The 14,366-nt window shown below is 73.7% G+C and carries 11 protein-coding genes; 4 read left to right on the top strand and 7 right to left on the bottom strand.

Features of this window, described 5'->3' with window-relative positions:
- Nucleotides 1–11: 11 nt before the first annotated feature.
- Entirely contained in the window at nucleotides 12–614 is a 603-nt protein-coding gene (locus LUZ64_RS08430) for a GTP-binding protein (RefSeq protein WP_232390203.1), read from the top strand.
- Nucleotides 615–698: 84 nt separating this feature from the next.
- Here the strand turns inward: LUZ64_RS08430 and glpK are convergent, their stop codons facing one another.
- The 3 genes from glpK to LUZ64_RS08415 form a co-directional block, all read right to left on the bottom strand.
- Complete coding sequence (glpK, locus tag LUZ64_RS08425) at nucleotides 699–2,201, bottom strand: glycerol kinase GlpK (protein WP_095584872.1); 1,503 nt, start codon at nucleotides 2,199–2,201, stop codon at nucleotides 699–701.
- A gap of 93 nt (nucleotides 2,202–2,294) precedes the next feature.
- The gene (locus LUZ64_RS08420) at nucleotides 2,295–3,083 is read right to left on the bottom strand and encodes a M15 family metallopeptidase (RefSeq protein ID WP_095584873.1); all 789 of its coding nucleotides are present in this window, start codon (nucleotides 3,081–3,083) and stop codon (nucleotides 2,295–2,297) included.
- Between the two features lie 72 nt (nucleotides 3,084–3,155).
- Entirely contained in the window at nucleotides 3,156–5,537 is a 2,382-nt protein-coding gene (locus LUZ64_RS08415) for a glycoside hydrolase family 31 protein (protein WP_232390202.1), read from the bottom strand.
- 205 nt (nucleotides 5,538–5,742) lie between these two features.
- Between LUZ64_RS08415 and LUZ64_RS08410 the strand changes: the two genes are divergently transcribed.
- Nucleotides 5,743–7,749 (top strand): acetoacetate--CoA ligase, encoded by a 2,007-nt coding sequence (locus LUZ64_RS08410; RefSeq protein ID WP_095582935.1) that lies wholly within the window; start codon nucleotides 5,743–5,745, stop codon nucleotides 7,747–7,749.
- A gap of 13 nt (nucleotides 7,750–7,762) precedes the next feature.
- Here the strand turns inward: LUZ64_RS08410 and LUZ64_RS08405 are convergent, their stop codons facing one another.
- Nucleotides 7,763–9,082: a GntR family transcriptional regulator gene (locus tag LUZ64_RS08405; RefSeq protein WP_095582933.1), complete on the bottom strand. Its 1,320-nt coding sequence runs from the start codon at nucleotides 9,080–9,082 to the stop codon at nucleotides 7,763–7,765.
- A gap of 52 nt (nucleotides 9,083–9,134) precedes the next feature.
- On the opposite strand from LUZ64_RS08405, the gene LUZ64_RS08400 reads away from it, so the two are divergent.
- Together LUZ64_RS08400 and LUZ64_RS08395 are read left to right on the top strand one after the other, a co-directional pair.
- Nucleotides 9,135–10,475 carry an MFS transporter gene (locus tag LUZ64_RS08400; protein ID WP_232390201.1) on the top strand — a complete coding sequence of 447 codons (1,341 nt, stop codon included), beginning with the start codon at nucleotides 9,135–9,137 and terminating at the stop codon, nucleotides 10,473–10,475.
- Between the two features lie 23 nt (nucleotides 10,476–10,498).
- The gene (locus tag LUZ64_RS08395) at nucleotides 10,499–11,488 is read left to right on the top strand and encodes a DUF8829 domain-containing protein (protein ID WP_232390200.1); all 990 of its coding nucleotides are present in this window, start codon (nucleotides 10,499–10,501) and stop codon (nucleotides 11,486–11,488) included.
- A gap of 79 nt (nucleotides 11,489–11,567) precedes the next feature.
- Here LUZ64_RS08395 and ptsP read toward each other — a convergent pair whose 3' ends face one another.
- From ptsP to LUZ64_RS08380, 3 genes are all read right to left on the bottom strand, one after another.
- Entirely contained in the window at nucleotides 11,568–13,238 is a 1,671-nt protein-coding gene (ptsP, locus tag LUZ64_RS08390; RefSeq protein WP_095582931.1) for a phosphoenolpyruvate--protein phosphotransferase, read from the bottom strand.
- 104 nt (nucleotides 13,239–13,342) lie between these two features.
- Complete coding sequence (locus LUZ64_RS08385; RefSeq protein WP_095582929.1) at nucleotides 13,343–13,792, bottom strand: PTS sugar transporter subunit IIA; 450 nt, start codon at nucleotides 13,790–13,792, stop codon at nucleotides 13,343–13,345.
- Between the two features lie 350 nt (nucleotides 13,793–14,142).
- Nucleotides 14,143–14,366, bottom strand: a 224-nt coding sequence (locus LUZ64_RS08380; protein WP_211305096.1) for a hypothetical protein, incomplete at its 5' end; no start/stop codon positions are given.

The raw sequence follows: 14,366 nt of genomic DNA, 5'->3' as shown, positions 1-14,366 counted from the left end.
GGGCCACCACGGTGTTCGGACGTGCGGGCCACGGACGCGGACGGGCCACGCCCGACCCGCTGGCGCTCAAACTCCTGGTGGCCGGGGGCTTCGGCGTGGGCAAGACCACCCTGGTCGGCGCGGTGAGCGAGATCAGGCCACTGCGCACCGAGGAACTCCTCACCGAGGCGGGCCGCCCGGTCGACGACACCTCGGGCGTCGAGGCCAAGCGCACCACCACCGTCGCCATGGACTTCGGCCGCATCACCCTCCGCGAGGACCTCGTCCTCTACCTCTTCGGCACCCCCGGCCAGGACCGCTTCTGGTTCCTGTGGGACGAACTCGCCCGCGGCGCCCTCGGCGCGGTCGTCCTCGCCGACACCCGGCGCCTCGCCGACTGCTTCGCCGCCGTCGACTACTTCGAGCGCCGCGGCATCGCCTTCACCCTCGCCGTCAACTGCTTCGACGGCGCCGACCGCTACCCCGAGGACGCCGTCCGCGACGCCCTGGACCTGGACGCCGGGGTGCCGGTCGTCCTGTGCGACGCGCGCGACCGGGAGTCCGTCAAGCGGGTCCTGGTCTCGGTGGTGGAACACGCGATAGCCACGGGGGCGGCGGGCCGCCGCACGGCGTAGGACCGGGGGGTCGGGGGCGGAGCCCCCGGTTTCGGGAAGGGGCGGGGTCGGGGAAAGGCCCCGCGCAGCGGCACCCCACCCGCGTCACTCCTCCACCCACCCGAAACTCCGCTCCACCGCCCGACGCCACCGCCCGTACCCCGCGGCCCGCTCCGCCGCCCCCATCCGCGGCGTCCACTCGGCGTCCCGCCGCCACTGCGCCCGCAGCTCGTCCTGGTCCCGCCAGACGCCCGTCGCCAGCCCCGCCGCGTACGCCGCGCCCAGGCACGTCGTCTCCGCCACGACCGGCCGGATCACCGGCACGCCCAGCACATCGGCCTGATGCTGCATCAGCAGCCCGTTGGCGGTCATCCCGCCGTCCACCTTGAGCGACGTGAGCCGGACGCCGGAGTCCTGGTGCATCGCGTCCACCACCTCGCGGGTCTGCCAGCTCGTCGCCTCCAGCACCGCCCGGGCCAGATGCGCCTTGGTGACGTAGCCGGTCAGCCCGGCGATGACACCGCGCGCGTCGGCGCGCCAGTACGGGGCGTACAGCCCGGAGAACGCGGGGACCACGTAGGCGCCGCCGTTGTCCGGCACGCTCGCCGCCAGCGGCTCGATCTCCCCGGCTGAGCGGATGAGCCCGAGCTGATCGCGGAACCACTGCACCAGAGCGCCCGTGACCGCGATCGAGCCCTCCAGGCAGTACACCGGCGGCTCGCCGCCCAGCCGGTAGCCGACCGTCGTCAGCAGCCCGTGCTCGGACGGCACCGGCCGGCCGCCGGTGTTCAGGAGCAGGAAACTGCCGGTGCCGTACGTGTTCTTGGCCTCGCCCGGCCGGTAGCAGGTCTGCCCGAAGACCGCCGCCTGCTGGTCGCCGAGCGCGCCGGCCACCGGCACCCCGGCGAGCGGGCCCGTCGCCGTCCCGTACACCTCGGCGGAGGAACGTATCTCCGGAAGAACGGCCTCCGGAATATCCATCGCCCGTAAGGCGGCACGGTCCCACTGGAGGGTCTCCAGGTCCATCAGCAGGGTCCGCGCGGCGTTCGTCACGTCCGTCACGTGCGCCCCGCCGTCCGGACCGCCCGTGAGGTTCCAGATCAGCCAGGAGTCGACGGTGCCGAACGCGATCTCACCGTGCTCGGCCCGCCGGCGCAGCCCCGGCACGTGCTCCAGCAGCCAGGTCACCTTGGGGCCGGAGAAGTAGCTCGCCAGCGGCAGCCCCGTCGTCGTCCGGAAGCGGTCCGGCCCGTCCTGCCCGCCCAGCTCCCGGCAGAGCGCGTCGGTCCGGGTGTCCTGCCAGACGACGGCGTTGTGCACCGGCTTGCCCGTGGCGCGGTCCCACAGGACCGCCGTCTCCCGCTGGTTGGTGATGCCGAGCGCGCTCAGCTCGTCGGCCCGTACCCCCGCCGCCGCGAGCGCGCCCGCCACCACGGCCCGCACCTTCGTCCAGATCTCGGCGGCGTCGTGCTCCACCCAGCCCGGCTTGGGAAAGATCTGCCGGTGCTCGCGCCGGTCCACGCCCACGACCGCGCCGTACCGGTCGAAGACGAAGCAGCGGCTGGAGGTGGTGCCCTGGTCGATCGCGGCGACGTACGAGCCCGTCATGGCGTCTCCTGACCTAGGAACGGCTGCTGAGGGGGCACCGCGCAGTGTTCTGCCGCCCCCGGAGGCCGTCAAGGCCGGTCGCGCCGGCGCGCCTCAGCGCACGGGGAAGTCGAAGTAGGTGTCACGGAACGGCTCGTCGCGGAGGGTGTAGTGCCACCACTCCTCCTTCAGATTGACGAAACCCGCCTCCTCCAGCGTCGACTTCAGCAGCAGCCGGTTCGCCCGCCGCCGCCCGTCGATCCGCGGGTCGAGCGTGTGCGACAGCGTGTCGAAGCAGTCGAACCCGGTCCCCATGTCGACCGAGTTGTCGGGGAAACGCTCCGCCCGCGGCGCGTAGCACGGCACCAGCGGCTCCCCGGGGAAGTACGGGCGGGTCGGCCACGCCGGCAGCCGCACCAGGGTCACGTCCAGGGTGCTGCCCCTGCTGTGCCCGGACTTCTCGGCGATGTAGCCGTCCAGGAACAGCCGCGACTTGTCGACCCGCGGATAGAACTCCGCCTTCATGCGCTCGTCGTCGAGGTCCTTCGCCCATTCCACGAAGTCGTCCACCGCGCGCTGCGGCCGGTAGCAGTCGTAGACCTTGAGGGTGTAGCCCTTACGGAGAAGCGCGCGCTGCGCCCTGTGCAGCGCCTCGGCGGCCGGCCGGGTCAGCAGGCACACCGGGCGGCGGTAGCCGTCGATCCGGTGACCGGTGAAATTGTGCCGGGTGAAATAGCGCATCTCCTGGAGGATCGTCGGATCGACGTCCGTAAGGGCGACGAACTCCTTCGGAGGGAGCGGCTCACGTGCCGCGTGCGCGGCGGGGGCGGGTGCGGCGGACACGGCGAGGAGCGCGGCCAGCGGTAAGGCGAGCGCGCGCAGGACTGCGGAGAGTCTGGACATGGGCATCCTGATACCAGCCCGGCGGTGGCTGCGGAAGAGCCCGGCCGGCTCCGCTCCGGCCACCGGCCCGTCTCACGAGGCGCCCTCGCCACCACGGACCCGCACGGGATAGCCCACCTCCCGCGCACCCTCCTGCTCCACCGTCACCACCCCGTCCCGCAGTCGCGTCGTGAAGCGCACCACCTCCGGCGACTCCCGGCCCTCGCCCCCGTCCGGAATCAGCACCCCGCCCCCCGTACGCCCCGCGGCGGGCGCCCACACGTCCAGCTCCAGCCGCCCGCCGGCACCCGCCACCGGCACCACCGAACCCGCCCGCGCCAGCACCGGGATCCGCGACAGCGGAGCGTCCAGCAGCACCTGCCCCGGACCCTCGTGCGCCCGGCCCGTCGCCGTGTCGTACCACCGCCCGCGCGGCAGCCGCACCGCGCGCCGGTCCGTGCCCTGCTCCAGCACCGGCGCCACCAGCAGCGAGTCACCCAGCAGGAACGCGTCCTCGCAGTCCCGCAGCACCCGGTCCTCCGGCGACCGCCACCACACCGGCCGGACGTACGGCGCGCCCGTGCGCCGCGCCAGGTGCGAGAGCGTCACGAAGTACGGCAGCAGCCGCTCCCGCTCCCGCAGCGCGGCCCCCGCGTGCTCCAGGGTCTCCGCACCGAACTCCCACGGCTCCCGCCGCCCCGCGAAGTGCGCCGCGTGCGTACGGAACAGCGGCAGATACGCGCCCAGCTGGAACCAGCGCAGATACAGCTCGGGCGACGGCGACCCCGTGAACCCCCCGATGTCCGGACCGGAATACGGCACCCCGCACAGCCCCAGGCCGAGCACCAGCGCCAGCGACGCCCGCAGCCCCGGCCACCCGGTGGCCACGTCGCCCGACCATGTGCCGCCGTAGCGCTGCATGCCCGCCCAGCCCGACCGGGAGAACAGGAACGGCCGCTCCCCGGGCCGCAGGGCGCGCAGCCCCTCGAACCCGGCCCGTGCCATCGCCAGCCCGTAGACGTTGTGCGCCTCCCGGTGGTCACCGCCGCGGCCCTCCAGGGCGTGCCGGGCCGACCGGGGGAGCGTCGGCTCGCCGAACGCGGTGAACGACACCGGCTCGTTCATGTCGTGCCAGAACCCCGCGAAGCCCTGCGCCAGCCGCTCCGCGTACAGCCCGCCCCACCACGCGCGCACCGCCGGATCGGTGAAGTCCGGGAAGACCGACTCCCCGGGCCACACCTCGCCCCGCACCGCCCGCCCCCGGCCGTCCCGTACGAACGCCCCCGCCTCCGCGCCGCTGTCGTACACCGCCAGCCCCGGCTCGGCCTTCACCGCCGGGTCCACGATGGACACCAGCCGCACCCCGAGCTCCCGCAGCTCGGCCGCCAGCCCCGGCAGATCGGGAAAGCGCTCCCGGTCCACCGTGAACACGCGGTGCCCCCGGTAGTGGTCGATGTCCAGGTGCAGCGCGGACAGCGGAAGCCCGCGCTCCACGTACCCCGCGACCACCCGCCGCACCTCGGCCTCGCTGCCGAACCCCCAGCGCGCGTGATGGTGGCCCAGCGCCCAGGCGGGCGGCAGCGCCGCGGCCCCCGTCAGCGCCGCCCAGCCGTGCAGCACGCGCGCGGGCGTGCCCACGAACACCCAGGAGCGCAGCGGCCCGCCGTCCATCCGCAGCTCGCAGCGGCCCGGCCGGTCGTGCCCCGAACCCGCGCCCTCCTCGCCCTCCCGCAGCGTCACCCGGCCGTCCCAGGAGTTGTCGTGGAAGGCCAGGTGCGTGCCCGCGTCGGCCACCACCAGCTGCACCGGCATCGTGATGTACAGCGGATCGTCCCCGGGCTCGAAGGCGCCGCCCGGGTCGGTGTTCCACAGCCGGTACGTCCCATCCCTCAGCCGGGGGCCCGCCGCCCTGCCGCCCAGCCCGAAGAACCGCGCGTCCGGCAGCACCTCCGACCGCTGCGTCCACCGCGACGAGGGGCCCGGACCGGTGGCCTCCACGTCCGCCGGCGCGTCCACCGGCTCCCACCAGCGCGGTGGCAGGTCGCGCCGCAGCAGCACCCCGCCGGGCGTCCGCACCTCCACGGAGCCGTGCCGGCCCACGACCACCAGCACCCGCTCCGACACCACCCGCCAGCCGCCGTCCTTGTCCGGCTCCAGCACGGCGCGCTCGTCCGCCTCCGGGACCGGCCCGCCCAGGGCGTACGAGGGCTCCGGCCCGGCGCCGTCCCAGCCGCAGAACACCGCGCCGCCCGCCGCCACCCGCACCCGCAGCGAGGACCGCGCGAAGCGCACCACCCCGCCGCCCGGAGCCGGTTCGGCGCCCAGCGCCGCGCCGGGCACCCGCGCCCGCTCCGCCCCCTGCCGGGGCAGCCCCGCGGCGTCCAGACACCTCCGCCGCCAGGCCGTCCGCACGGACCGCAGCCCCCGCGCCGTCCCGACCGTTCCCATTAACCGCCGCAGATCACGTGCATCCATGCTGATCAGCCTGCCACCGCCGCCCGGGGGCGCGGGGTCCGTTCAACTGTCGTTCACCCCGCCGGGAACCCGGGATCCCCCGAGGGTTATCCACAGGGCTGGTGCGGGAGTCGATCACGTGGCATCGTCCTGTCAGCCGCGTCCGCGCGAACCCCGCCGGTGCGCGGCGCGACGCCCACGACGCGTAACAGCCGGGAGCAGCCAGATGACCACCGCACCGCAGCCCGCCACCCAGCCGGAACCCCTGTGGACCCCCGGCGAGGACCGCGTCGCCCGCGCACAGGTCACCCGCTTCCACGCCTGGGCCGCCGAGCGGCACGGCGCCCCGGCCCCCCTCCCCGGTGACCCCGCCGCGAGCTACGCCGCGCTGCACCGCTGGTCCGTGGAGCGCCTCCCCGACTTCTGGCGGGCCGTCGCCGCCTGGTGCGACGTGCGCTTCTCCACCCCGGCCCCGCAGGTGCTCGCCGACCCCGCCATGCCCGGCGCCCGCTGGTTCCCCGGCGCCACGCTCAATTACGCCGAGCACGCCCTGCGCGCCGCCGAGGACCCCGCCCGCGCCGACGGCCCCGCCCTGCTGTACGTCGACGAGACCCATGAGCCGGTCCCCGTCAGCTGGTCCGCGCTCCGCGCCCAGGTCGGTTCCCTCGCCGCCGAGCTGCGCCGCCTCGGCGTCCGCCCCGGCGACCGCGTCAGTGCCTATCTGCCCAACGTCCCGCAGGCCGTCGTCGCCCTGCTCGCCACCGCCGCGGTCGGCGCCGTATGGACCTCCTGCGCCCCCGACTTCGGCGCCCGCAGCGTCCTGGACCGCTTCCAGCAGGTGGAGCCCGTCGTCCTGTTCGCCGTCGACGGCTACCGCTACGGCGGCAAGCGCCACGACCGCGCGGACACCGTGGCCGAGCTGCGCGCGGGCCTGCCGACCGTGCGCGCGGTCGTGCACGTCCCGCTCCTGGGCACCCCGGCCCCCGAGGGCGCCCTGGAGTGGGAGGCCCTCACCTCGTCCGGGGCCGAGCCGGTCTTCGAGCAGGTCCCCTTCGACCACCCCCTGTGGGTGCTCTACTCCTCGGGCACCACGGGCCTGCCCAAGGCCATCGTGCAGTCCCAGGGCGGCATCCTCCTGGAGCACCTCAAGCAGCTCGCCCTGCACTGCGACCTCGGCCCCGAGGACCGCTTCTTCTGGTACACCTCGACCGGCTGGATGATGTGGAACTTCCTCGTCTCCGGCCTCCTGGTCGGCTCGACGGTCGTCCTCTACGACGGCAGCCCCGGCCATCCCGACACCGCCGCCCAGTGGCGCGTCGCCGAGCGCACCGGCGCCACCCTCTTCGGCACCTCCGCCGCGTATGTGATGGCCTGTCGCAAGGCGGAGGTCCACCCCGGCCGCGACTTCGACCTCTCCCGCGTCAAGTGCGTCGCCACCACGGGCTCGCCACTGCCGCCCGACGGCTTCCGCTGGCTCCACGACGAGGTCGCCGAGGACATGTGGATCGCCTCCGTCAGCGGCGGCACCGACGTGTGCAGCTGCTTCGCCGGCGCCGTGCCCACCCTGCCCGTGCACATCGGCGAGCTCCAGGCGCCCTGCCTGGGCACGGACCTCCAGGCCTGGGACGCCCAGGGCAAGCCCGTCACCGACGAGGTCGGCGAGCTGATCGTGGCCAACCCCATGCCGTCCATGCCGATCCGCTTCTGGAACGACCCCGACGGCTCCCGCTACCGCGACAGCTACTTCGAGATGTTCCCCGGCGTCTGGCGCCACGGCGACTGGATCACCCTCACCTCCCGCGGCAGCGTCGTGATCCACGGCCGCTCCGACTCCACCCTCAACCGCCAGGGAGTCCGCATGGGCTCCGCGGACATCTACGAGGCCGTCGAGCGCCTCCCCGAGATCCGCGAGTCCCTCGTCATCGGCGTCGAAGAGCCCGACGGCGGATACTGGATGCCCCTCTTCGTCCACCTCACCCCGGGCGCCACCCTCGACGACGCCCTGCTCGACCGCATCAAGAGCACCATCCGTACCCAGCTCTCACCCCGCCACGTCCCCGACGAGGTCATCGAGGTGCCCGCCGTTCCGCACACCCTGACCGGCAAGCGCATCGAGGTCCCCGTCAAGCGCCTCCTCCAGGGCACACCGATGGAGAAGGCCGTCAACCCCGGCTCGGTCGACGACGCCGGCCTGCTGAGCTTCTACGAGGAGCTGGGCCGGTCGCGCGGCTGACCGCGCGCCCGCCTCACCCGCCGTACGTCGCCTGGCGCTCGCCCAGCATCCCGGCGAAGTCCGCCGCCAGGCGTACGGCCTCCTCCGGCAGCAGGTCCGTCGTCGTGATCCGCACCCCGGGCGCGGTGCCGGTCCGGAACCGTGCCCCGGCCGCCACCCACCAGCCCGACGACCGCAGGCCGTTGACGACCGCGGCCTCGTCGCACACCGGCACCCAGATGTTCAGCCCGCTGGCGCCGTGCGCGTCGAGGCCGTGCCGGGCCAGCTCCCGCAGCAGCGTCTCCCGGCGCAGCGCGTAGGCGTCGCGCGCCCGGGCCACGAGGGCCCGGGCCCCGGGGTCCGCCAGCAGCCCGGCCACCGCGTCCTGGAGCGCGTGGCTCACCCAGCCGGAGGTCAGCAGCAGCCGCCCGTCGTGCCGGGCCAGCGTGATCGCGTCGCACGCCATCGCCGCCCACCGCAGATCCGAGTCCAGGTACTTGGTGACGGTGCGGATCTGGGCCCAGCGGCCCGGCCCGCCGGCCGCCACGCTGTGCAGCGGCACGCCCGCGATCTCCGACGCGTGGTCGTTCTCGATCACCAGCACGTCCGGCGCCTCCGCGAGCACGGCCACCAGGGCGTCCCGTCGCCGGGCCGAGAAGGCGCCGCCGTACGGGTTCTGCGACCGCGGGCTGAAGATCACCGCCCGCACCCCCGCCCGTAGCGCGGCCCGCAGCGACTCCGGCCGGATCCCCTCGTCGTCCACCACCACCGGCACGGACCGCAGCCCCAGCGCCGGTACGAGGTCCAGCAGGTGGTGGTAGCCGGGGTCCTCCATCGCCACCCCGTCGCCCGGCCGGAGCTCGACGGAGAGCAGCCGCGCCACGCAGTCGAGCCCGCTGTGCGCGAACGTCACATGCGACGACGGCACGCCGTCCCGCTCGTACCAGGCGCGGACCAGCTCCTCGAGCCGCGCGAGCCGTGGCGACGAGCGGTGCGAGCGCGACCCCGCCGCCGCCCGGGCCGAGGGCAGCCTGCTGGGCAGGAACGTCCGGTCGGGATGGCCGCCGGAGAGGTCGCGCAGCCCCTGGGGGACCTTCGGCGGTCGCCGGGAGGCCACCGCCGGAGCCTCGGCGACGACCGTCCCGCCGCGCCCCCGGGTGAGCACGATGCCCCGCCCGCGCAGCTCCTTGTACGTGGCCGCGACGGTGCCCGGGCTCACCCCCAGGCGCTCGGCCAGCACCCGTACGGGCGGCAGGGCGCTGCCCGGCGGCAGTGCGCCCTCGGCCACTCCGCGCTCGATGGACGCGGCGATCCCCTTGGCGTTCGTACCAGTGAACTCATATTGTGTCACCACAGATCTGAGTATGTATCAGTACAAAAGATCGGTCAAGGTCAAGGGGAACCAGATGCGTATACCGGGGGGAGCGGACGGACGCCGTCTGCTGGCCATCAGCTTCGTCGACCGGGTCGGCTCCGGACTCTGGGGGGCGACCGCCGTCCTCTACTTCACCTACGTCGCCGGACTCGGCACCGCCGAGATCGGCTTCCTGCTCGGCGCCTCCGGAGCCGCCGGCATCGCCGGCCCACCCCTCGGCGGCCTGCTCGCCGACCGCGTCCCCCTACGACCGCTCCTGGCCGCCGTCCAGGCCGTGCGAGCCCTCGCCTCCCTCTCCCTCCTCACCACCACGGACCTGCGCCTCCTCCTCGCCATCGCCGCCGTCGGCAGCCTCGGCGACCGCGCCTCCTCCGTCCTCACCAAGCTGTACGCGACCCGGGTCGCCGACGCCGAGCGCGCCCGCTACCAGGCGATCAACCGCACCGCCGCCAACCTCGGCTGGTCCGTCGGAGGACTCGCGGCGGCCGGCGCGCTCACCGCCGGCAGCGCCACCGTCTACCGCGGCCTGCTCATCGGCGACGCCCTCTCCTTCGTCCTCGCCGCCGTCCTCACCCTGCGCTGCGGCGAACCCCCCTCACCCGCACGCCTCGTCACCACGTCCGAGACGGCACGGTGCCCCGAGGCGGCCGGGCCCCCGGCCGGCACCTCGGCCGACAGCCCGGCCGGAACCTCTGCCGGGCCATCCGCCGACACCCCGGCGGCGACCACGGAACCCGCGGCGGAACCCGCGTCCAACCCGTGGCGCGACCGCCGCTACCTCGCCTACACCGCCACCGAGACCGCCCTCTTCCTCGACGACTCCGTCTTCCGGGTCGGCCTGCCGCTGTGGGCCGTGAAGGCCACCTCCGCACCGCACCAGCTCGTCCCGCTCCTGCTCGTCCTCAACAGCGTCCTCGTGGTCTGCTTCCAGGTCCCCTTCGCACGCTTCGGCACCACCCCCCGCGCCGCCCGCACGACACTCCTTCCCCTGGCCGCCGTCTTCCTGACGGGCGGCATCGCCCTCGCCGTCTCGGCCGCGGACTCGCCCTGGATCGCCTCGACCGGCCTCACCCTCGCCGCCACCGCCTTCACCGTCGCCGAGATGCTGCACGCCACCGCCTCCTGGGAACTGTCCGTCGCCCTCGCCCCGCCCACGGCTCAAGGCGCCTACCTCGGCGTGCACGGCCTCGGCCAGGCCGTCCAGCGCAGCGTCGGACCACTCGCGGTGACCGCCGCCATCACCACCGGCCCACTCGGCTGGATCGCGTTCGGCGCCGGACTCGCCGCGATGTGCTGCGCCCAGCACCGCCTGGTGCGCGACCGCGGGGACAGGGCGTTGTCAGTGCCCTCGGTTACGGTGAGTGAGCACTGATCGTCCGTGCCGATGGGGGAGTCATGGCGCATCACAGGAACGGCGGCAAGCGACAGATGACGGCGCGGCGGGTACTGCGCCGCGAAGTGCCCAGCACCGTGGCCGTGCTGGCCGACGAGGCGGACTTCACCGCCATGAGCAGATACACGACCTTCGTCTTCGACGACCACGCCACCTACCTGCGGCAGATGGAGGGGCTGCTGCGGACCCTCGCCCGCCAGGGCACGCACACGAGCGTCGCCCTCTTCGACCCCGTGGGCTACGAGGAGTTCTGCGCGGACTCCCACGTCGACCCCGACAGCCCCGCCAGCCGCACCCGCTACACGGCGGAGGTCGCCGCGGCGGCCACCAAAATCACCTATGAGGGGCAGCCGATGGGCAGGCTGCTGCCCCAGCTCATCGACGCGACGGAACAGCAGGCCACCTGGGAGTACGCCTCCTCCCTCCTCACCGCCGGCGGCGACTGCGCCTCCTGCGGCGAGGACATCGGACGGGCCGCCTTCGCCCGCGCCACCCGGGCGCTGCGCCGCCTCGTCCGGGCCGTGGGTCCGGGCAGCCACCACCTGGTGTGCAGCGTCTCTGCCGAGGGCGATGTCCCGCTCGTCGCGGTGCTGCACGCCGAACACCGCGACGACGGCCTGTTGCACCTGGGGGAGGCCGCCGCTCTGGTCTTCTGCACGGTGCTGGCGGCCGGTATCGCCGCGGACCGCCCCGGCGGCGTCGTGCTGCGCACCACGCTGCCGGGCCGCCGCGACACCGTCCGGGGATGGACCGTACGGGACGGCCGGCTGAGGCCCCTCACGGAGGCCGAGGTCTTCGCCGCCTACTGCACCGACGCCCGCACGGGCGAGCCCGTGCCCCCGGAGCCCGGCGTCGACTACCGCGGGGGCCTGCCGCTGCCCGAAGAAGAGGACACGGGAGAAGAGGGCGCGGAAGAAGACGCACGAGCGGAAGAAGAAGCAGCAGAAGAAGAAGAAACGGAAGGGGAAGCGGAAGGCGGAGGAAAGGTCTGAGAACGCGAAAGGTGCCCCGCCTTCCGGCGGGGCACCCCTCACGTCATCCGGTCACGTCACACCGACGCGGCCCGCCGGCTCACTCGCCGGACAGCACCGCCTGCGCGGCCAGACGGGCCTCCTCGGCCGTGTCCGTGGCACGCGCCGCGGCGGCGGCGCGCTCGCACTGGGCGAGCGTGTGCTTGGCCAGGGTCGCGCGCACATAAGGAATCGACGCGGCGCCCATGGACAGGCTGGTGACGCCCAGTCCGGTCAGCACACAGGCCAGCAGCGGGTCCGAAGCGGCCTCACCGCAGACGCCGCAGCTCTTGCCCTCGGCCTTGGCGGCCTCGGCGGAAGCGGCGACCAGGTCGAGCAGCGCCGGCTGCCACGGGTCCTGGAGACGGGACACCGCACCGACCTGACGGTCGGCGGCGAAGGTGTACTGCGCCAGGTCGTTGGTGCCCAGCGAGAGGAACTCGACCTCCTGGAGGATCGAGCGCGCCCGCAGCGCGGCGGAGGGGATCTCCACCATCGCGCCGAACTTGGCCTGGAGACCGGCCTCACGGCACGCGTCCGCGAACGCCTTGGCGTCCGTGCGGTCCGCCACCATCGGGGCCATGACCTCGAGGTAGACCGGCAGCCCCTCGGCGGCCTTGGCCAGCGCGACCAGCTGCGTGCGCAGCACGTCCGGGTGGTCCAGCAGGGTGCGCAGACCGCGCACGCCGAGCGCCGGGTTCGGCTCGTCGGCCGGCGTCAGGAAGTCGAGCGGCTTGTCCGCGCCCGCGTCCAGCACGCGCACCACCACACGGCCCTCGGGGAACGCCTCCAGGACCTTGCGGTAGGCCTCGACCTGCTTGGCCTCCGAGGGCGCCTTCTTGCTGTCGTCCAGGAAGAGGAACTCGGTGCGGAACAGACCGACGCCCTCGGCGCCCGCCTCGACCGCGGCCGGCACGTCCGCCGGGCCACCGACGTTCGCGAGCAGCGGCACCTTGTGCCCGTCGGACGTCGCACCCGGGCCGGACGACGCGGCGAGCGCGGCCTTGCGCGCCTCGGCGGCCTTCGTCAGCTCGGCGCGCTTCTCGGCGCTCGGGTCGACGAAGATGTCGCCCGTGCTGCCGTCGACGGCCACGACCGTGCCCTCGGCCAGCTCACCGGCGCCGGGCAGCGCCACGACGGCGGGCACTCCGAGCGCACGGGCGAGGATGGCGCTGTGGCTGGTCGGCCCGCCCTCCTCGGTGACGAAACCGAGCACCAGCGTCGGGTCGAGCAGCGCGGTGTCGGCGGGCGCCAGGTCCCGCGCGATCAGCACATACGGCTCGTCGCTGTCCGGCACGCCCGGCATCGGCACGCCCAGCAGGCGCGCGACGATACGGTTCCGCACGTCGTCCAGGTCGGCCACCCGGCCGGCCAGGTACTCGCCGGCGTTGGCCAGCAGCGCGCGGTAGGCGGCGAAGGCGTCGTACACCGCGCGCTCGGCGGTGCTGCCGACGGTGATGCGCCGTTCGACGTCGGCCATGAGCTCCGGGTCCTGCGCCATCATGGCCTGGGCCTCGAGCACGTGCTGGGCCTCGCCACCGGCCAGGTTGCCGCGCGCGATGAGGTCCGATGCCACAGCTTCCACGGCCTGGCGGGCGCGCCCCTGTTCGCGCGGCGCCTCATCGGCCGGAATCTGCTTGGCCGGCGGCTCCAGAACCGCCGTGCCCATGTGCCGCACCTCGCCGATCGCCACACCGTGGCTCACGCCGACGCCTCGCAGCGTTGTCTCCATTTCACCCGTCTCCGTTGAAGCGGCGGACCCGGCCGCCGCGATGGAATGTCCTACGTTCCGCCCCGCTCCGCGCTTCCTGTCATGGCGGGTGGGGGGTGTGCGGCCTACCGCCAGCTGAAGAGCGTGTCCCCGGCCTTGACGTCGTCGGCCTCGAGGACGTCACCGAGCGAGTCGGCGGTGGCCTCCAGTGCGACGACGGGGCAGATCGGCGACTTGCCGGCGGCCTCGACGGCGACCGGGTTCCAGCGCACGACCTCCTGGCCGCGCGTGACGGTGTCGCCCTTGTTGACGAGCAGCTCGAAGCCCTCGCCGTTGAGCTGGACGGTGTCGATGCCGAGGTGCGTCAGCACACCGTGGCCCTCGCCGTCGACGACGACGAAGGCGTGGGGGTGCAGCGAGACGATGACACCGTCGACGGGCGAGACCGCCGCGTGCGGCTCGCGCACGGGGTCAATAGCGGTACCGGGGCCCACCATCGAGCCGGAGAAGACCGGGTCGGGCACTGCCGCGAGTCCGATGGCACGTCCGGCGAGCGGGGACGACACGGTGGTCATGGGAAGCCTCCCAGGGGTGAAGATTCATCACGCGCCGTCACTGCCTGTCCTGGACGGCGCACTGGCCAGAAGCGTATGTCATAGGAACTGAGGGTTCCGCACGCGCGAGGGCCACCCGGCGGAGCTCCGGGAGCCCTTGGCGGACGGCGTGAGGGCTGCTTAATCGATTTGCCTCGCCCCGCCGGGAGCTGTACTGTCGGATCCCTGCCCACGACCGAGGCCCGCAGTCAACTGCTGGCGAGGCGCGGGCGGCACACTCACTACTACGGGGTCGCCCCTGACGGGGTCATATTTCGCTGTGCCGAAATATGACGTCGATCGGCTCGATTAGGAGCCGGCAGGGAAAGCCGCTAAAGTAGTGAACACCCCGCCGACAGGGGATCGGAAACAAAATTCCAGCCGGGAACGGCACGGAAAAGGATCTGATAGAGTCGGAACACGAAATACCGAAGGGAAGCGCCCGGAGGAAAGCCCGAGAGGGTGAGTACAAAGGAAGCGTCCGTTCCTTGAGAACTCAACAGCGTGCCAAAAGTCAACGCCAGACTATAAAATACCCCGTCTCCGGCCTTCTGGT

It is taken from the genome of Streptomyces albireticuli, assembly GCF_021228125.1.
GTDB lineage: Bacteria > Actinomycetota > Actinomycetes > Streptomycetales > Streptomycetaceae > Streptomyces > Streptomyces albireticuli.
The sequence above is the reverse complement of the archived record's forward strand: the minus strand, read 5'-3'. Positions and strand labels throughout refer to the sequence as shown.